General features: G+C 45.2%; 19 protein-coding genes. 4 read left to right on the forward strand and 15 right to left on the reverse strand.

Annotated features, from left to right (window positions below):
* Positions 1-36: 36 nt before the first annotated feature.
* The gene (mgtE, locus tag AAV35_RS09230; RefSeq protein ID WP_008590057.1) at positions 37-1,401 is read right to left on the reverse strand and encodes a magnesium transporter; all 1,365 of its coding nucleotides are present in this window, start codon (positions 1,399-1,401) and stop codon (positions 37-39) included.
* A 129-nt stretch (positions 1,402-1,530) separates the two neighbouring features.
* On the opposite strand from mgtE, the gene prpE reads away from it, so the two are divergent.
* Complete coding sequence (gene prpE / locus AAV35_RS09235; RefSeq protein ID WP_008590058.1) at positions 1,531-2,271, forward strand: bis(5'-nucleosyl)-tetraphosphatase PrpE; 741 nt, start codon at positions 1,531-1,533, stop codon at positions 2,269-2,271.
* Here the strand turns inward: prpE and AAV35_RS09240 are convergent.
* From AAV35_RS09240 to yjbM, 3 genes are read right to left on the reverse strand one after another with little or no spacing between them, the layout of a single operon-like run.
* A complete protein-coding gene (locus tag AAV35_RS09240) occupies positions 2,241-3,110 on the reverse strand; it encodes an RluA family pseudouridine synthase (protein ID WP_008590061.1) in 870 nt (289 codons plus the stop codon). The genes prpE and AAV35_RS09240 overlap by 31 nt on opposite strands.
* A 3-nt stretch (positions 3,111-3,113) precedes the next feature.
* Positions 3,114-3,926 carry an NAD kinase gene (locus AAV35_RS09245; protein ID WP_008590062.1) on the reverse strand — a complete coding sequence of 271 codons (813 nt, stop codon included), beginning with the start codon at positions 3,924-3,926 and terminating at the stop codon, positions 3,114-3,116.
* Positions 3,927-3,942: 16 nt separating this feature from the next.
* The gene (gene yjbM, locus AAV35_RS09250; RefSeq protein ID WP_008590064.1) at positions 3,943-4,581 is read right to left on the reverse strand and encodes a GTP diphosphokinase; all 639 of its coding nucleotides are present in this window, start codon (positions 4,579-4,581) and stop codon (positions 3,943-3,945) included.
* Between the two features lie 137 nt (positions 4,582-4,718).
* Here yjbM and AAV35_RS09255 point away from each other — a divergent pair, with 137 nt between their 5' ends.
* Genes AAV35_RS09255 through AAV35_RS09265 form a run of 3 tightly spaced genes read left to right on the forward strand, consistent with a single transcriptional unit; the run spans position 4,719 to position 6,643 of the window.
* On the forward strand, positions 4,719-5,300 hold the full coding sequence (locus AAV35_RS09255; RefSeq protein ID WP_008590067.1) for a CYTH domain-containing protein: 582 nt from the start codon (positions 4,719-4,721) through the stop codon (positions 5,298-5,300).
* A gap of 57 nt (positions 5,301-5,357) precedes the next feature.
* Entirely contained in the window at positions 5,358-5,759 is a 402-nt protein-coding gene (locus AAV35_RS09260) for a globin domain-containing protein (RefSeq protein WP_008590069.1), read from the forward strand.
* Positions 5,756-6,643: a ClpXP adapter SpxH family protein gene (locus AAV35_RS09265; protein ID WP_008590071.1), complete on the forward strand. Its 888-nt coding sequence runs from the start codon at positions 5,756-5,758 to the stop codon at positions 6,641-6,643. Before AAV35_RS09260 ends, AAV35_RS09265 begins: the two co-directional genes overlap by 4 nt.
* A 208-nt stretch (positions 6,644-6,851) precedes the next feature.
* On the opposite strand, the gene pepF is transcribed toward AAV35_RS09265, so the two are convergent.
* The 11 genes from pepF to AAV35_RS09320 form a co-directional block, all read right to left on the reverse strand.
* Positions 6,852-8,660 carry an oligoendopeptidase F gene (gene pepF / locus AAV35_RS09270; RefSeq protein WP_008590073.1) on the reverse strand — a complete coding sequence of 603 codons (1,809 nt, stop codon included), beginning with the start codon at positions 8,658-8,660 and terminating at the stop codon, positions 6,852-6,854.
* 26 nt (positions 8,661-8,686) lie between these two features.
* The gene (locus AAV35_RS09275) at positions 8,687-9,811 is read right to left on the reverse strand and encodes a competence protein CoiA (RefSeq protein ID WP_008590075.1); all 1,125 of its coding nucleotides are present in this window, start codon (positions 9,809-9,811) and stop codon (positions 8,687-8,689) included.
* 115 nt (positions 9,812-9,926) lie between these two features.
* Positions 9,927-10,625: an adaptor protein MecA gene (mecA, locus tag AAV35_RS09280; protein ID WP_008590076.1), complete on the reverse strand. Its 699-nt coding sequence runs from the start codon at positions 10,623-10,625 to the stop codon at positions 9,927-9,929.
* Positions 10,626-10,942: 317 nt separating this feature from the next.
* On the reverse strand, positions 10,943-11,338 hold the full coding sequence (spxA, locus tag AAV35_RS09285) for a transcriptional regulator SpxA (protein WP_008590078.1): 396 nt from the start codon (positions 11,336-11,338) through the stop codon (positions 10,943-10,945).
* A gap of 307 nt (positions 11,339-11,645) precedes the next feature.
* Complete coding sequence (locus AAV35_RS09290; RefSeq protein ID WP_008590081.1) at positions 11,646-12,239, reverse strand: GNAT family N-acetyltransferase; 594 nt, start codon at positions 12,237-12,239, stop codon at positions 11,646-11,648.
* A gap of 115 nt (positions 12,240-12,354) precedes the next feature.
* Entirely contained in the window at positions 12,355-13,584 is a 1,230-nt protein-coding gene (locus AAV35_RS09295) for a putative glycoside hydrolase (RefSeq protein ID WP_040609354.1), read from the reverse strand.
* Between the two features lie 112 nt (positions 13,585-13,696).
* Positions 13,697-14,632 carry an ABC transporter ATP-binding protein gene (locus AAV35_RS09300; RefSeq protein ID WP_008590084.1) on the reverse strand — a complete coding sequence of 312 codons (936 nt, stop codon included), beginning with the start codon at positions 14,630-14,632 and terminating at the stop codon, positions 13,697-13,699.
* Entirely contained in the window at positions 14,629-15,681 is a 1,053-nt protein-coding gene (locus tag AAV35_RS09305) for an ABC transporter ATP-binding protein (protein ID WP_008590087.1), read from the reverse strand. Before AAV35_RS09305 ends, AAV35_RS09300 begins: the two co-directional genes overlap by 4 nt.
* Before the next feature lie 16 nt (positions 15,682-15,697).
* Complete coding sequence (gene opp3C, locus AAV35_RS09310) at positions 15,698-16,828, reverse strand: oligopeptide ABC transporter permease (RefSeq protein ID WP_008590089.1); 1,131 nt, start codon at positions 16,826-16,828, stop codon at positions 15,698-15,700.
* Between the two features lie 6 nt (positions 16,829-16,834).
* A complete protein-coding gene (gene opp3b, locus AAV35_RS09315) occupies positions 16,835-17,761 on the reverse strand; it encodes an oligopeptide ABC transporter permease (protein ID WP_008590090.1) in 927 nt (308 codons plus the stop codon).
* Between the two features lie 161 nt (positions 17,762-17,922).
* Entirely contained in the window at positions 17,923-19,599 is a 1,677-nt protein-coding gene (locus tag AAV35_RS09320; RefSeq protein ID WP_008590093.1) for a peptide ABC transporter substrate-binding protein, read from the reverse strand.
* Between the last annotated feature and the right edge of the window lie 244 nt (positions 19,600-19,843).

A 19,843-nucleotide genomic window follows, 5' to 3' on the forward strand; every position in this document is an offset into this window, starting at 1 on the left:
TGCTCCTATTTTATTATACCTTTATCAAAAATACAATTATACCAGCAAATTCATGAATGCAGAAGCCATACCGAAATAAATCAGTATGGAAATCAAATCGTTTATCGTTGTTATGAAAGGACCGGAAGCTACTGCCGGATCGATATTAAGTCGATCCATAATCAGCGGAACGAAGGCTCCTGCAATAGTCGCTACGATTAAAGCGGACATGACCGATATACCTACGAGCAGACCAAGGAAAAAGTTTCCCTGCCATACATATACTACTAAAGTGATGATAACACCACAGACGACTCCTGTTATGAGACCGGTGGAAGCTTCTCTTAACATCATCCGCATTTTCCCCTGCTTCCTGATCTCTCCCGTCGCTATTCCGCGTATGGCGACCGCCAGCGCCTGAGTACCTGTGTTCCCTGCCATACCGGCGATAAGAGGGATGAAAATAGCCAGGATAGCTACCTGATTCAGCTGAGCTTCGAACTGACTGATCAGACTTGCCGTGAGACTGCCGAGAAACAGCAGAATAATAAGCCACGGGAGTCTCTTTTTTGCAGAAGTGAACGCATTATCGTTAGGGCCATCCACATCGGATATACCGGCCAGCTTGGAGTAATCATCACTTGCTTCTTCATCCATTACATCCATAATGTCATCCACCGTGATGATTCCGAGCAGATGGTCCTGGAAGTCGACAACGGGGAGCGCAAGGAAATCATAGTCTCTCATCATCTGAGCAATCTCTTCCTGATCTTTAGCCACCGAGACACTTACGACCCGGTCGCTCATTGCCTCTTCGATGGTCCAGTCCGGTTCAGAAATGATCAGATCCCGGAGAGAAATCACGCCGGCCAGTTTTTTGTCGTCGTCCACCACGTACGTATAGTAAATCGTCTCGGCGTCCGGTGCTTCCGTACGTAAATGTTCCATTGCCTCTCTCACTTTCATGGAGGCTTTCAGGGAGACATACTCTGTCGTCATAATAGAACCGGCTGTCTTCTCTTCGTAATGAAGCAGATCCTTGATTTCCTGTGCGTCTTCTTTGTTCATTATCGTCAGAAAACTGGCGACCTTGTCTTTTTCCAGCTGATTCAAAATGTCCACGGCGTCGTCCGAGGACATCTCGGCGAAAACTTCGGAGGCGAACCTTGGATCCATTTCAGAAAAGTATGGTTCCGACTCCTCGTGTTCTACGTGCTCCATTACATCCGCCATTTCTTTTGGTGACACATATGTATAAATAACCTGGCGGAGCTCTTCTTCCAGTTCTTCGAAAACTTTCGCCTGATCATAAGGGTGCAGTTCCAGAAATTCGGCCCGAAACTGGTCGATTTTCCCTTCGCTCAGTGAATCTTCCACCTCGTTCCAGGCATATTGGCGTTCCTCTTCATCCAAATGTTCCATTTTATCCCGCCTCCTTTGTTATAATATAGTAAGTGTAAGCGACAGCTGCCATTCAGAAGGCTTACTGGAACGCTCACAATTTTTTACATAAAAGGCATGTTCGATTTTCAATGACAAGGAGTATGTTCTATGGCTTACGATATCATCGGGGACGTACACGGCTGCCTCGAAGAATTAAAACAATTGTTCACAGAGCTCGGGTACAGTTATGAAAACGGGGTGCCCGTCCATCCCGAAGGAAGAATCCCCTTATTTATCGGAGATATTACAGACCGGGGTCCACACTCCCTTAAAACGATCGAATTCGTATGGGATATTGTGATCGAAGCCCGACAAGGACTGTATATCCCCGGCAATCACTGTGATAAACTGTATCGTTTCTTTCTGGGAAACGATGTTCAGGTAAAACACGGTCTCGAAACAACCGTGGAAGAATACCGGTATTTGTCGAATCGGCAGCAGAAAACGGTCCGGGCTCAATTTATGCAGCTGTTCGAGGAAGCACCGGTTTATTTGGAGCTGCCGGAAATAAATACTGTAGCAGCTCATGCCGGCATCCGGGCTCAGGATATCGGTGATTTAAATAAACGGATACGCGCTTTCGTTCTTTACGGGCCCGTCACCGGTAATAAACTACGGGACGGAAGGCCGGAGCGCGTGGACTGGGCGCTGAATTACAGCGGTTCGAGACGTGTCGTTTATGGACATACGCCTGTCCTGGAACCCCGTTTCATTAACAATACCGTCAATATAGACACCGGATGTGTCTTCGGTAATAAACTGACAGCTCTGCGCCTCCCGGAAGAAGAAATTGTCCAGGTCCCTTCCCTGCTGACTTTTCAGTCCGATAACTTCCGTGCTTTCGGGTAAAAAGAAGGCGCAGAGCGGAAACTCATCTTTTCTTTTGTCCAGGGGTGGATGAATTGTAAAAAACTTGCGTGCAGAGCCTGCCCTTCGGACCATGCTGACGGACCTGCCCCGTAGAGCGTATCACCGGTCAAAGGGTGACCGATACTTGCCATGTGCACCCTTATCTGATGCGTTCTTCCGGTTTCAAGACCCACGCTGACGAGGGTTTTGTCTCCCATTTCTTCCAGCACTTCATAACGGGTGACAGCTGATTTACCTTCAGCGGAAATTTCTCTTTTTATAATCGAATCTTGCGCCCGGGCGATCGGCGAGGTGATCCTGCCTTGTTTCCCTTCCATCATTCCTTCAACAAGGGCAGTGTACCCTTTTCTCAGTCCCGCCTCTTCTTTATAAAATAGCGAGTGACTGTAGGGATGTTTCGCTATCAGCAGCAGTCCTCCTGTATCTCTGTCGAGCCTGTTAACCAAATGGACGGTCTGCTTCCAGTTCTGCAGTGTGTAATGATGAAGCACAGCCTGGACGACCGTACCATGAGGATGCTGGCAGGAAGGCGTGGTCACCATACCGACCGGCTTGTCGATAAGCAGTACATCCTCATCCTCGTAAACTACAGTCAGCGGAGTAGCTTCCGGTTCGGCGGGTAAAGTATGCACCGCAGGGAATTCTACAGTCAGCACATCCCCCGGTGAGAGTTTATCGTAATGACTGACCACAGCTCCATTCCGGAAGAATCCTCCGTTTTTCTTAAGATCTTTGACCATTCGGCGTGACATCCCTGCTTCGTCCCGAAGGAAATCCTGCACTTTCTTTTCCACAACAACTGAGAAAGCCTTTTTCATCCGTTACTCCCCATCGTTGTACTGATCGGAAATGAAGGAGTCGTGCACTCTGCGCCAGAAAGGGAAAGGACGGAATCTTGCAAATCTCACTTTCTCTTTAGCCACTCTGCACTGAATAGACTCGACGTTACTGTACGTTCTTGTTAAATGGTCGATAGTAAAAAGAAAGCTTTTCTCATTAAGTGGACGGAACACACAAGTGTGATGAGCAGGTAATACAAGTGGAGACCCTACCGTACGGAACACCCTGTTGTTGATCGACGCCATTTCGGTCACCTGAATCGCTTCCAGGGACGGGTGCAGAATCGCGCCCCCAAGTGCTTTGTTGTAGGCGGTACTGCCTGAAGGGGTAGAAATGCACAGCCCGTCTCCACGGAAGGTTTCGAAATGATCCCCTTTAATATCGATATCAACTACGACAGAACCCTCAGACGTTTTAATCGCACACTCATTGAGAGCGAGATGACGTTCTTCTTCCTCGTGCTCCTTCTGTTTAATCATCACTTCCAGGAGCGGATACTCGACTACCTGGAAAGGAGTGCGGGCGATTTCAATAATCAGTTTCTCTACTTCTTCAGGCATCCAGTCGGCGTAAAAGCCAAGGTGGCCGGTATGAATACCGATGAAGGCCGTATCATCCAGCCTGTGTAAATACGTATGGAACGCCTCAAGCAGCGTTCCGTCCCCGCCTACCGAAATAACAAGTTCCGGGGTGTCCTCATCGTATTCCAGCTTGAATTCGGCTAGGTAATTTTTAATCTTCGTCCGAAGCTCATTCGATTTGCGGTCCCCTTTGGATAAAATAGCGAATTTCATCATTTTCCCACCTTTCTTATTCCCGGGAGTTTTTCTTTTTATACTCCTCCTTCTTGCGAAATTCTTTCCGCGCCTCATACACTTCGTCTTTGATCTTGGACATCTCTTCATCGAGACGGAAAGCAGCTTCCCCGGCACTTCTTAAACGTGCCTTTATTTCCGGAGGAATCTGCCCCGAATATTTGTAATTCAACGTATGTTCATTCGTTGCCCAAAAGTTCATAGCAAGCGTACGGATCTGAATTTCTGCAAGTACCTTCTTCTGACCGTGTATCGTCTCTACCGGGTATAAAATAACGACATGATAGGAGCGATAGCCGCTGTCTTTCTGACTGGTGACGTAGTCTTTTTCTTCCACAATAGACAGATCGCTGCGCTGACGCAGCATCGCGGCTATGACATAAATGTCACTTACAAACTGACAGACTACGCGGACACCGGCTATGTCCTGCATTTCCTCTTCTATGTTTTCAGGGTTGATCGCTTTCTTTTTTGCTTTTTCAATAATGCTGTTCTTTGGTTTTACCCTTCCAGTAACGAATTCAATCGGAGATTCTTCCCCCTCGAAATCATACTGCTGCCGCATCCCTTTAAGCTTCACTTTCAGTTCCTCGACTACCTGGGCGTAAGGTGCAAAAAAGGCTTCCCAATTCATACTGCGCACCACCTTATCACTCATTTATAATAGTTATGAAGTGATTTTTTATTCAAAACCATTGTATCATAATACCATAACCAGCAGACTGCATACATCAGCCGAATCATATTTTTTTACTGAAGGAGCGTGAAGTAGTGAGTCAGGAAATCGAGATTGAGTTCAAAAACTTGCTTACGGAAGAAGAATATAAGAGAATGCTCGAGGAGTTGCCGTTTGATCCGGACGAATTCTTTGATCAGACCAATTATTATTTCGAAACAGGAAAGCTTCTTTTGAAACAGCATGGAGCTGCTCTTCGTATACGTCAAAAAGGTTCGGGATGGACAATGACTCTGAAAGAACCTCACCCTGAGGGCCTCCTTGAGACTCATGATGAAATCGATGAATACGAAGCCAACCTGTGGATCCGGAATGAAGGACACGCTCAGCCGAACATTACAAAACGGCTTAATAATCTTGGAATCGATATCAGCGATTTGTACTACCTCGGTTCTCTTTCCACCCGGAGACGGGAAATCAGTTATCAGAAGACAACAGTGACACTTGACTACAGCCGTTATTTTCAGACACACGATTATGAACTTGAAATCGAAGCCGATTCCCGGGAACAGGGTGTGAGAGTTTTTCAGGAGCTTCTCTCCAAGTTTTCCATCCCTCAAAGAGAAGCGAAAAATAAAATTCAGCGATTCTATGAAGCGAGGGGCAGGTCAGATTAGTTGTCGGCACCCCTCCTCATTGCTACAATAGATTATATAGATAGGAAGGGATGAATTATGCCCCAGGAACATCGGTCTATTTACGAAGCGATCGGAGACGAAAAGCTGCAGATACTTGTCGACGCTTTTTATAAACGTGTGGCCTCCCACCCGGAGCTCACACCCATTTTCCCGGCCGATTTAACCGAAACAAAACGTAAGCAGAAACAGTTTCTGACTCAATTTTTCGGAGGGCCGCCCCTGTACATTCAGGAACATGGACACCCGATGCTGAGAGCCAGGCACATGCCTTTTCCCATCACGCCGACCAGAAGGGACGCCTGGCTTTCATGCATGAGAGAAGCCGTTTTTGAGGTCGGTATTGAACAGCCATATGAACGTATCATATTAGAGAGGCTGACAATGACAGCAAACAATATGATGAATACACCGGAAGACGAGAAAGGGGAATCTATGTGAGTTGGAGAAGCTTAAGCCAGGCGGATCAAACATCCCAGGGCTTTGAGGAAGGTTTTTTCAATTTGCAGAAGCGGCCTATCGAAATCTACGTTTTCGTCGACCCGCTCTGCCCCGAATGCTGGTCTCTTGAACCTTTCATCAAAAAACTTACGCTTGAGTACGGCAGATATTTCAAAATCCGTCCCATATTAAGCGGATCTCTTACCACCTGGCAGCGGAGCCACTCAGAGAAACCCGAGAACCTGAAGCGTCAGTGGGATCAGACTACTTCCCTCACAGGTATGTGCTGTGATGGTGATGTATGGATTGAAAACCCGGTCCACTCCCCTCTTTCTACGGCTCTTGCAGTGAAAGCCGCCGAATTTCAGGGAAAGAAATCAGGTATGAGATTTTTGAGAAAAGTTCAGGAGTATGTATTCCTTGAAAAACAGGACGTTTCCAAAGAAGAAATACTGGTAGAATGCGCAGAAAAGAGTCATATAGATGTGGAAGAGTTCAAACGGGATCTTCATTCCGAAACCGCTAAGCGGGCACTTCAGGATGACATGAAACTTAGACAGGAAATGGAAGTTGACGAAACCCCTACAATCGTTATTTTCAACGAATCCGAAGAGGATGCCGGTCTGAAAATCACAGGCCTTTATGAATATCATATTTATGTTAAAGTTTTGAAAGACATGCTTCAACAGAACCCGGCCCCTTCGTTAAAACCAAGCCTGGAAGAATTCATGAACCAGTACCGGTTCGTAGCCAACAAAGAAATCGCTGTCGTCTACGACTGGACAGAAAAAGAAGCCCGACGGGAAATGCGCAAACTCGTTCTGAAACAGAAAGTACAGGAAATACCTGTGAAACACGGCGTGTTTTGGGAATATATACGTTAAAAAAATGGACATCTATAAGATGTCCATTTTTTTGTGCCACTCGTGCGGGACGAATACCAATAAGCGAGAATAACGCAGCCGGTACAGTTGTTTTGAGCTTGCAGGGATGGACTGAGGCTGAGGGTAAATTTAACCCCCGGTGTTGTACCGGGGGCCAGCTGATAGTATCTTTCACTTCGACTATTTATTTGTCAGGAGAATCAAACTATCACCCTTCCAGCAGACGTTCCATTTCGTCAAGCTTCTGTTCAAACACGTCGAGCGCTTCCAGTACCGGCTGTTTGGATGTCATATCGACACCGGCTTTTTTAAGGACTTCAATAGGATAATCGCTGCTTCCGGCTTTAAGGAAATCTTTGTACCGTTCCACAGCGGAAGCTCCCTCCTCCTGGATCTGACTTGCAAGAGCTGTAGCGGCAGAATAGCCGGTTGCGTACTGATAGACGTAATATCCCATGTAAAAATGAGGAATCCGCGCCCATTCCAGGCCGATATCTTCATCGATAAACGCATCGTCTCCAAAGTACTTTTTATTAAGATTGTAATAGATTTCTGTCAGTCTCTCTGCAGTAAGAGCTTCGCCTTCCTGCTCTCTTCTGTGGATTTCATGCTCGAATTCAGCAAACATCGTCTGACGGAAGACAGTGCCCCGGAAACCTTCCAGGTAGTTATTCAATAAGAAAAGTTTCTCTTTCTCGTCATCCGTCTGTTCCACCATATAATCGTTCAATAATGCTTCATTTGTAGTGGAAGCGACTTCGGCTACGAAAATCGAGTAATTCCCGTAACGATACGGCTGATGCTGATGCGTGTAGTAGCTGTGAAGCGAGTGACCCAATTCGTGAGCCAGCGTGAATAAGTTATCCACATTATCCTGCCAGTTCATAAGAATGTAAGGGTTTGTGCCGTAATGTCCGGAAGAATAGGCCCCGCTTCTTTTCCCTTTATTCTCTTCTACATCAATCCATCGATTTTTGAATCCTTCTTCAAGTTTTGCAGTATAATCCTCACCTAAAGGTCTGAGGGCCTCTATCACTTTCGACTGCGCTTCTTCAAACGTAACCTTCATTTCGACATCTTTGACCAGAGGTGTATAAAGGTCATACATATGGACTTCATCCAGTCCGAGAACCCGTTTTCTTAAACGGACATATCTGTGCATAAGGTCAAGACGGTCATGTACCGCTTCGATAAGATTGTCATAGACGGTTTCCGGTATTTTATTAGAATCGAGCGCCGCTTCTCTCGCACTGCTGTAATTACGCACCGTCGCCTTGAAATTGTTTTTCTTAACGTTAGCACTGAGTGTAGAAGCGAACGTGTTCTTAAAGGAGCCGAATGTATCATACATAGCACGAAAAGCATCTTCCCGTACTTTCCGATTGTCGGATTTCAGGAAATTGATAAAGCGGCCGTGTGTCACATCCACTTCATTCCCCTTCTCATCATTTATGGAAGGGAAAGTGAGATCGGCGTTATTAAGAGCTCCGAAAGTCTGAGCAGGAGCACCTGCGACTTCAGAAAAACCGGCAAGCAATTTCTCTTCTTTCTCGGATAGTATATGTTCTTTCTGGCGGATGATTTCGTTTAACGTGTGCTCGTATAATTTAAGCGGCTCGTACTCTCCGAGAAACTTATCAACCGTTCCCTCAGGCAGTGCCAAAATTTCGGGTACTATGAAACTCATTGCCTGAGACGCTTCAGTAAGTAACGTCTCAGCTTTCGTATTCATCTCCTGGTAATATGCATTCGTCGTATCCTGATCACTGCGCATGTGTGCATACGTGAACAGCTTCCCGAGCCTTTGCATAAATCGATCCTGAAAATCGAACAGTTCGTACAATCGCTCTGCTGAATTTCCGAGCGTATTTTCAAATGGAGGGATCTTTTCCACTTCCCTTTTTAACTGCTCAAATTCTTCGTACCATTTCTCATCCGTTTCAAAAATATCTTCGAGTTTCCACGTGCGCTCTTCAGCCACGTCCTCGCGTTTTGGAAGTTCTTTCGTCTGTGCCACTTAAAAGCCTCCTTATTCTATACTGCTCAGGACCATTCGTCCTTTCGTCTTAATTGTATCATTAATTCCCTGTCCTGCCTTACAGCCTGCTCTACGTTTTTAGGGAAAGGGACACCTTTTCCTTTGTACCATCCTTCTTTTATTTTCTGAACATATCCAAAGTCCGCCAGTTCCTCCATGTAAGCTTCTGCAAGGTTGAACTTTCTGCTGCCGATTGCATCCGACACAGAGACAGGCGGACAGGTCACCTTCTCTCCCTGCTTCAAAGAAGACATGGCAAGAATTATCTTCGTCTGCCATCTGACGGATATATCGTAATACAGAGGCTGACAGCTTACAGGCAGGAAACATACGGAAGGAAGAAGAGAAGGGGATAGATTTTTAGAATAAAGGAACTGACGGAATTCATTTTCTTTCCCGAAGTTCCGTGGTGCGGGAGTCGTCCGGTAATAATAGACGGTCTGTAGCCAGTGCCGAAGAGATTTGTCGGCTGTACGTATGCGGAAAAGATCAGTGAAGGATAGATATTCAAGGGAGCGACTCTGTTTCCTGATGAGCCATTTTGCGGAGGAGAGGGCCTGACGGACATATATGATAGAGAAGGTTTTTGTGGGGGGAGAAAAAGTGTAGAAGACGGGTTGAAGATTGAATACGTAAAGAAACGACCTGAGAAACGCTGAAGAAGAAATCCGTCGGGAATCTCCTGTCACTTTCTCGTCAGCCAGAATCCATATCGGAATAATACCGGCCTCACGATACGTTACGGTTCTTTGTTCTATCTTTTCGGCGGGGATGACGGAGCATTGAAATTCTACAGCAAACTTACGATTTTTCCATTCCACGTAAACGTCGGGCCGCTGGTTGATAGCGGGTATGTAATATTCCAGAACAGGATTCAGATTCTGATTTCTCAACCATTCGTATAGAAGTACCTTGCCGGAATGATGTTGGAGCGTTTCCCCTTTACGGTCACATGCATTTCCCGGTAAATGTGCAAAATGCGGAGCGTAGTTATCACTGAGCCGGAGCCGCACTCTTTCTTTACATTCAGGACAGTAGAAAGCTTTTATATGTTTGAGGTGTGCAACTTCCCTTGTCGTTCGTCTATACAGAGAAAACAAGGTTCCTTGTGTATCTAAAGCTGAAAACATGTCTCATCTCCTTTATGAAAGTTATACCACCGTTCAAAGTATTATATTCGTCACGCATTATGAAAATCCTGCTTTCTTTTACGACTTCCGAATGACATAAAAAAAAGCACTTTCCTTAAACGGAAAAGTGCTTTTTGATAGATTTTAGAGCATCCTCTTCAAATATAGGATTACCATATTCATTAATGACGTGAACAGTGTGCTTCGTTTCTGAACCGAATTCCATCAGACGGCTTAAATAATTTTCCTGGATACTATCATCCATATTCTCATCTTGGAAGCGAACACTTAGATAATACCCTTCCTCATAATGGTACAAGGCATTGTGAACGCTGTCCGGCAATGTCAGGTAATGGCTCAACTGAATGACATCCTCGATATCCGGAAAGTGAAGAACGAAGGACAACGGCTCTTTATTTTCTTCTTCTTTCTCACCTTCATTGTCTTTCTTATCTTCTGCAGTGCTTTTCTCTGAAGGCTCACTTTCCAGTAACGACTCCAGTTTCTCATCCATCGGAATGTCGATGTTCTTGTCTTCCTCATCCGGCAATTCCAGCTTTTGTCCGTCCTGGGAAAGTTGTGCTTTTGTTACAATGATTTCCATTCCTTTATCCATCGCCTGTACCTGGATCCACAACGGCCCTTCCGGAGAGAAATCTTCCTGGTCGCTCACTTCATCCATCATGTCCCAGAAAAGCTGCTCGCTGCGCTCCCGGTCATACCAGATTTCTTCGCGATTGAATCCCCGTTGTTCTACATCCTGATACGTTATATAAAACTTAACAGTGTTTTCATTAATCCGTTCTATTTCCATTTTCGTCTCTCTCCCTTCGAGGTAGTATAACAGGCTGAAGAGACTGCTCTATTATTTAACACAGTACCCGAATCCGCAACGGTCTACACCCTGCTTTCGAATAATTCATCTGTGCTGTTGACTTCATTATAGGATACCTTCCCTCGGCTTCAAAATAAATTGCTTTCACGTAAAGTAAATGTAAGTTGGTATTATATTTTAGACTATTTACTTTCTTTTGTCACTAGATAAGAAGGAACGAAATTTATCGTTTTCACGTTCGTTGATTATTGATTAATAAAAAAGCTATGCCTCTTATCGGGGCATAGCCTTTAACATCAATTGACAAGACGCTGAGCTTCTTTCAACTGGAAAGTTCGAACGCTCCTTGGAAGGAAGCGGCGTATTTCATCTTCGTTGTATCCGACCTGCAACCGTTTGTCATCAATAATGATAGGACGGCGTAACAAACCGGGATTTTCCTGGATAAGATCGAACAATTCCTGCATTGGTAATTGATCGAAATCAGTGTCCATTTCCTGGAACACTTTGGATCTCTTCGATATGATCTCTTCTGTCCCGTCTTCAGTCATTCGGAGTATTACTTTTATTTCATCGATAGTCAAAGGTTCTGAAAAAATATTTCTTTCCGTGTATCCAATGTTATGCTCTTCTAACCAGGCTTTGGCTTTACGGCATGATGTACAGCTTGGTGAGGTATAAAGTGTAACCATGTGAGACTTCACTCCTCATTTTTGGAATATAACAATATCTGCAAGCGAAATTGTTTATCAGTTTAAAATCACTTTAATTAAATCCTTATGTTCAGTATAACACAATAGGGACCGAAAATCCATATCGCTTCCCGAAAAAACTGGTGAAATTGAGGTAGCGATGCTCGGTGTCGTTTTGCCTTACATATACTATTATACCACGTCTGACCTCTACTTAAACCCCGCAAGCGATTAAGTTCACAAAGTTTTCATTATCAATTAATATACCTTCATTGAAAAAGCTCCCGTACTGATACGGGAGCTCTTTTCAAACTTTCTTTTTAGCATCGAGAGAATCAATCATGTTGTCTACGGCCCTTTCTTCATCCAGCTGGAGAACTTCTTCTACCGGCTGGTAGGATTTGCCGTAAAACTTCTTATCTTTATACGTGTGTATTTCATTATACATCTGTTTCATCTGTTCAAATGTTTTCTCTTCACTGTAATCTTCCGGAGACCAGTACAGAATCTCAAGCTGGCTCCATTCATTCGTAGCCAGGGAACGCCGGGAATATCCAATAGACTGTGCGTGTGAGAATCCTTCACGCTGATAGAAGCGGAGGCGTTTCTCCGTATCCGAATCTTCGTAATCGACCGGTTCCACTTCAAGTATAATCGGTTTGTTCTTTTCCTTCATCCTGTCCATCAGTTTGTGACCGAGACCTTCGCCCCGGGCGCTTGAGGAAACATACACGTAATCGATAAAGACGAAAGTCGGGAATTCGGCATACATTAATACGTGTTTATCCCCTTCATCTTTGTAGTATAAATCTCCCTTTTCATTCAAAAGAGCTTCCATATGTTCCTGAGATTTCATTTCTTCAATTGGAAAATACTGATTAAGCTTTTCAAACCAGTTCATCGATCTACTCCCTTTTTCGTAGTCTTCTCTATTATAACGGAAATCCGCTCTTTTGTTAAATTGGAGTAAATAAACAGAAAACCCGGCCGCAATTTAACTGCGCCCGGATCTTTGATTACGGAGTATAGTCCACTCCCTCAGTATAGTTGTTTCCTGCATTCCAGATAAGATATTCTTCGATTCCGTTATTATTAAGAGCCTCGATCTGTGCTTCCACTTCCGCTACTCCATACTGTTTCGTCGGACCCGAATATAACCACGGAGCTTCGAAGTCCTGAATCCATGGCCGGGAAACCGGCGGCTCTTCCAATGTTTTCAATCGGTCATTTTCCACTTTAGCGTATTCCTCAACAAGCTTATAAGGTTCTGTATCTGTATTTTCAATTCCAAAGAAAGAACCCCAGTGGCTCGGGTAAATCATCGAGGAAATCACATCGACATTCGAGGCGATTTTCGAAAAATTCTGGCCTATATTCGGTTCTTCGGGAACTACTGCCGAGTAACCGAAAATATCCACCGATACATCAGTATTGTAATTTCTGAGCGATTCTCTCGCATATTCTACAAAGTCCGTCACTGCATTGACTCTTTGCTGGACATCACTCACACCTTCTGAATCGTAATCCCCTCTTCCATACTGAAGTACGTCGTCTCTTGACGCGAACCCTTCCGGAAAGCGTACATAGTCGAACTGAACTTCCTGGAAACCAAGATCAGCCGCCATTTTAGCAACTTCAACGTTGTACTCCCACACTTCTTTCTTGAATGGGTTCACGAAGGCTTCCCCTTTCCCATTCGTCCATATCTCCCCATTTTCTTTGGTAAAAGATAACTCAGGTCTCTCTTCTGCCAGCACATTGTCTTTAAATACGACAACTCTCGCTATCGGGTAGATACCTTTCTTTTCAAGATCTTTCAGTATGGCCTCGGGATCGTCCATCACGCTATCGTATTTACCTTCGAATATTTTTTTATATTTCTCGTTATGCGGTTCGAGCATAATTTCGCCGTGGTCTTCCTTAACATCAATTACCATTGCATTCAAATCCGTCGATTTTACCAGTTCAGTCAATTCAGGCATTTTTTTCCCTGCTGCCGAATTGGCAGTGACATAGATTCCCCTTACTGCATCGGGATATGTAAATGAAAGTTCCGACTCGCGCATAAAACGCTGAATTTTGTCGGGAAACGGGTATTTTTCGGAGACAAGTTCTTTGCCTGAAACATCCGTTGCCGGTAATTCTTCCCCTTCTTCCGCCTGAACTGCCCCCGCAAGACTGCAGACTACCATTATAACGAACATTAAGCTGCACAATATTGATTTCACTTTACCATCTCCTGCCATCATTTCCTCTATTATATACGAAAATCCTATTAAATGACCATAGTTTTCCATTACTTTCATAAAAAAACTTATACTTAAGAGGACCGCTTCAGAAGAGAAGCGGTCCTCACGGTTACTTACCCGGATAATCCTGTTGATATTTTTCCATTTCTTTGGTCGTACAAAGTACCCAATGGTCCGGTCGCACCTCGCGGAATTCAGGTTCCTCACTCTGATCATGATCACTCGGGTCATAGTTGAATCTTCTTCTGGATCTTTCATAATCCGGATCCGGAAGAGGGATGGCAGAGAGCAGTGACTTCGTATACGGATGCATCGGGTTCTCATATAAATCGTCGGCATCTGCAAGTTCAACCATTTTTCCAAAATACATTACTCCGATACGGTCACTTATATATTTTACCATCGACAAATCATGAGCAATGAACAAATAAGTGAGTCCTTTCTCATTCTGCAGTTTCTTAAGCAGGTTCACCACCTGGGCCTGGATAGAAACATCAAGAGCTGAAATCGGCTCGTCAGCAATAATGAAGCTCGGGTCTACCGCCAGAGCGCGTGCGATACCGAGACGCTGGCGCTGGCCCCCGCTGAATTCGTGCGGGTAGCGGTTTGCATGGTCTTCGTTAAGACCCACTGTTTCAAGCAAATTCACAACGATTTCTTTACGTTCCTGGTCGTTGGATGCAAGTCCGTGAACGTCAAGGCCTTCCGCTATAATATCCTCCACCTTCATACGGGGATTCAAAGAAGCGTAAGGATCCTGGAAAATCATCTGCATTTCCCGATTGAAACGCTTCAATTCTTTTTTATCTTTCACACTGTGTACGTCTTCTCCATTAAAAAGCACTTCCCCATCTGTTGCGTCATAAAGGCGGATGATGGTACGGCCCGTCGTAGATTTACCGCACCCCGACTCTCCTACAAGCCCGAAAGTTTCGCCTTTGTATATATCGAAATTAAGGCCATCCACTGCTTTGATGACGCCTTTCCTTCCTGCTTTAAAGTGCTGTTTCAGGTTGTTGATCTCAAGCAGCTTTTCTTTACTCATACTCCATCTCCTCCCGCACTTTCCTGTGTCGTCCCTTTCATACGAGTCTGCACACTTTTAGGCGGCTGGACGGCCGGTGCATTCTCATGAAGAAGCCAGGTAGCTGCGTAGTGATCATCTGATACTTTGAACATCGGTGGTTCCTGTTCAAAATCGATTTTCATGGCGAAATCACTGCGCGGAGCGAAAGCATCTCCCTTTGGCGGGTGCATCAGATCCGGGGGAGATCCCGGGATGGCGTACAGTTCGTCGTCATTACTGTCAAGCGAAGGCATGGAGCCGAGCAGCCCCCACGTATAGGGATGTTTCGGGTTGTAGAAAATGTCATCCACTTTACCGATCTCCACTATTTTACCGGCATACATGACAGCTACTCTGTCAGCTACGTTCGCCACAACTCCTAGATCGTGAGTGATGAACACGATACCGGACTCCATTTCCTTCTGAATATCTTTCATCACTTCAAGAATCTGTGCCTGAATGGTAACGTCGAGAGCGGTCGTCGGTTCATCTGCAAGAAGAAGCTTCGGATTACACGCAAGCGCAATAGCGATCACTACACGCTGACGCATCCCTCCTGAGAACTGATGGGGATATTGTTTAAGACGCTCTTCAGCATTTGCGATTCCGACGAGTTCCAGAAGTTCCAGAGCCCTTTTTTTTGCGTCGCTTCTACTCTTCTTCTGGTGCTTGATCAAACCTTCCATGATCTGATTGCCGACTTTCATCGTCGGGTTCAGGGAAGTCATCGGATCCTGAAAAATCATCGCTATATCTTTCCCGCGGATTTTGGAAAGTTCTTTATCTTTCATTTTCGTTAAGTCTTTACCCTCAAAAAGGATTTCCCCTTCTTTGATACGGCCCGGAGGACTTGGTATAAGTCCCATTAAAGCTTTCGTTGTTACGGATTTACCGGAACCGGACTCGCCTACAATGGCGAGGGTTTCCCCTTTTTTAACACTGAAATCCACACCCCGGACTGCTTTCACTTCGCCTCCGTAGGTATCAAAGGATACGTGCAGGTTGTTCACTTCGAGTAAGTTATCCATGATGTACCCCTTTCTCCTATTCACGCATCTTCGGATCGAATGCATCACGAAGACCGTCTGCTAATACGTTAAATCCAATCATCAGTATCGATAATATAAGCGCCGGCCAGAACAGAATGAACGGATAAATCTGCAGAGATTTGAACCCTTCATCAATGAGCGTACCGAGAGATGCCTGTGGTGTCGGTAGCCCAAGGCCGATGAAACTCAGAAAAGCTTCAAAGAAAATGGCTGATGGAATCGTGAACATCGTATTAATGATGATCAGTCCCATTACGTTAGGTACGAGGTGTTTTCTGATCACCCTGTTATCCGAGGAACCGAGGGTCTGGGAAGCGAGCACAAATTCCTGGCTTTTCAGCTTCAGTACCTGTCCCCTCACTATTCTCGCCATTGGAATCCACCCGGTAATGACGAGCGCAATGGTAATGGACATGATCCCCGGATCCAGAATGAGGATCATCAGTACGACGACGACAAGGTTCGGTATACCGGTAAGTATTTCAATGACACGCTGCATGTAGTTGTCGACACGCCCGCCGTAATAGGCGGAAATACCGCCGTAGGCGACTCCGATCACCATATCGATTGCAGCCGCAAGAAGAGCTATGTAAAGAGAAATTCTTGTTCCTTCCCATACTCTCGTCCACTGATCCCTTCCGAGCCCGTCTGTTCCAAACCAGAAGTTAGAGTCAATACCTTTGGCTGCATATGGGTCGTGTACTGCTTCGACTCTTGCTTCCCCGCCATCGGAGCCATCATTCAATACATTTATTTCCGTGAATTCTTCATCGTTGCTGAAACGGGCAAGCGCACTCGAACGTGCAGCTTCCACCGTGTCTCCTTCTTCAATCTGGGAAAGCGTGCCATCGAGGCCGAGCCACCCAAGACCATCGACTTTCGCAGGAATCTTAGACCGCGATAGGTCCTGCTCATTCGCAGTGTATTCGTTCATATAAGGGCCGAATATCGCCATGATCGTTACTATGATAAGCATTATCAGGCCGGCCATTGCGCCCTTGTTCTTCCGGAGACGGATCATAGAGTCTCTCCAGAAAGAAAGACTTGGTCTCCCTATCTCATGCTGCTCTTCACTTTCGCGTTCCACCGGTACAAATAGATCTTTTGAAGGTGTCTGATTTTCCATACTCAATTAATCTCCTTCTGTCAGTCGAATTCTTGGATCAATGAGTCCGTATAACAGGTCAATGATCAGGATGATAAGGATGAACAGGAACGAGAAGAAAAGGGTCGTTCCCATAATAATCGGGTAATCGTTTGTGTTGATGGATTTGACGAACTGTTCACCGATTCCCGGAACCGAGAAAATGTTCTCAATTACGAGTGTACCTGTCATCAGACTTACAGCAAGCGGCCCGATAATGGTTATAATCGGAATAAGTGCGTTACGGAGTCCGTGTTTGAATACTACTCCGAACTTGTTCACTCCTTTCGCCCTCGCCGTAGTTATAAAATCGGAACCGAGTACTTCCAGCATTTCAGTCCGCATGTAACGTGCGGCAATTGCAATTGGGAAGATCGCCAACGCCAATGTTGGTAAGATTGTATACTCCCAGCCTTCCCAAAGAGCAACTGGAAAAAGCCCCCACTGAACACCCAAATAAAATTGAAGAATACCTGCGAAAACGAAAGAAGGTATAGATTTACCTATTACAGCAATGAATGTGGAACCGTAGTCCACGACTCCATTGTGATAAATCGCCGCCAGCAATCCTAGCAGGACACCGATAATCGTTCCTAAAATCAGAGACTGTGCCCCAAGTGTCATTGAAGGGCCCATCCTTTCGAGCAGAATCGTCGTCACTTCACGATTATCAAATTGGAACGAAAGTCCGAGATCTCCCTGGAAAAGTCCGGTTATATAATTGAAATACTGGACAGGGAGAGGGTCATTTAAACCGTATTTCTCCAAAACGATCGCCTGCTGTTCTTCCGACAGCTTATCTGCAGCACTCAAAGGTGTACCCGGCAGAAGCTTCATCAGGAAAAACGTCAGTGTTGCAATAAGCAGCAACGTTATTAACATATACACTAGTCTTTCTAATATGTAACGCACCATATGCTGACACCTCCTGGTTGTTAAAACATCTTAAACAGTTAATTGACTGAAAGTTCCGTATTATCGGAAAAATTCCTTTACAGGGAAAAAGAGAGCATACGTCCTGCGACATATACTCTCCTTTCTTGTTACTGGCCTATATAAAGTTAAGAATGTCCTTCTTATTTACCTTCAATATAAGCATACTTGTACGTGTAGTCGGCACCCATAGGGTTTACATAGACACCTTTTACGTAAGGTTTCTGCAGCTGGGCCACACTACGCTGATAAAGTGGAGCAAGTACAGCATCTTCTTTCATAAGCAGTTCCTCCGCCTTCAGGAAGTTCTCCCAACGGGCTTCAGGATCCTGGGCAAGATCTGTATTCGCTTCATTGATCAGTTTATCGTACTCTTCACTTGCATAACCGGTATGGTTGTTACCACCGTCTGTCAGCCACAAGTTAAGGAAAGTATTAGGGTCGATGTAGTCAGGTCCCCAACCTGCGTTCTGAAGCTGGTAATTCATACTCGTGTCGCGCTCCAGACGTACTTCGAACGGCACGGAATTAACTTTAACGGAAAGTCCTTCGAGCTGCTCCAGCTGATCTTTGATGTAAGCATCAAGATTTTTAGCAACCTCTGTATCTCCGCCGAGGTACTCAAGCTCAACAGAATCTTTACCGAGCTCTTCTTTCGCCTTCGTCCAGTGTTCTTTCGCTTTTTCAAGATCGGATGTTACGAGATCGCCACTAAGTTCGCGGAAATCTTTTCCGGATTCAGGGTGAGAAACGAAGTTCTCAGGCACCTGTCCTGTAGAAGGTTTCGAACCGTTGTTCAAAATGACGTCCACCATACCCTGTCTGTCGATTGCGTACTGGATAGCTTTACGTGCATTCACGTTCGAAAGCACTTCGCCTTCCTGGTTCATCTTAATATAGAAAAGAGTAGGTTCATCTTTGATCTGGAACTCTTCCGAGGAACGGTATTCGTCTACGAACTCAGAAGAAAGACCTGTCCGGTCGATTTCACCGGAGTTGAAAAGGTTCACTCCTGTCGCTGTATCTTTCACTACGTTTACGTCGATTTTATCAAGTTTCACGTTCTCTGCATCCCAGTAGTCTTCATTCTTGACTACTGTCCAGCCTTCACCGTGGTTCCATTCTTCAAACTTGAATGGTCCGTTAGAAAGAAGGGCATCCGCTTCCTGAGCGTAGTTATCTCCCTGCTCCTCAACGAAGTCCTGGTTCAATGGAAGGAACGTTCCGAACGCCGTCAGAGATTCGAAGTAAGGCGTCGCCTGTTCCAGTTGTACCTCAAGCGTATGTTCATCTTTTGCAGTAACACCAAGTTCACTAACTTCCATCTCACCGCTGGCAATCGCTTCGGCATTTTTAATGACGCCGTTCATCATGTACGGACCGTACTCGGAACCTGTGTCCGGGTTTACGGCACGTTGCCACGCATAGACGAAGTCTTCCGCTGTTACAGGGTCTCCGTTGGACCATTTTGCGTCTTCACGAAGGTTGAATGTATAAGTAGTGCCATCTTCGCTCATTTCGTGATCTTTAGCGATACCCGGTTCTGCCTGGGCATCTTCATCCAGACGATACAGACCGTCTTTCGTGGAACCTAACCACTGGAACGCAACTGTATCGGTAGCCATGGACGAATCCATCGTCGGAATATCTGCGGATTCAGAAAGGTTCAATACCTGTTCTCCGTCCCCACCGGAACCTTCGTTATCTGATCCGGAACTTTCTCCGCCCTCACTACTGCTGTCGCCTCCGCCGGAGCAGGCAGCCAGGAACATACTCAACGCCAGTGTCAGCACCAGCAATAACCAATTCGACTTCTTCATGTGAAAAAGACCTCCCCTTATTATAAATGTATTCTGAAAATTCAGCGGTTCGAACAACCCGCAATTTGAATTATACAAGTTTTCTTAAAATTTTGCATTAATTTTTTAAATCTTTTTGAAATAAACATTGTTACAAAAGTGGATTCGACCGGTTTTTTAAGTCTAAAGACCTATATTAAATTACAATAACATTACAACTATCACCACCTTTATCTTTGAAGGGACGAAATTCGGTGCTATAATT

Origin of the sequence: Salimicrobium jeotgali (assembly GCF_001685435.2) — a bacterium.
GTDB lineage: Bacteria > Bacillota > Bacilli > Bacillales > Halobacillaceae > Salimicrobium > Salimicrobium album.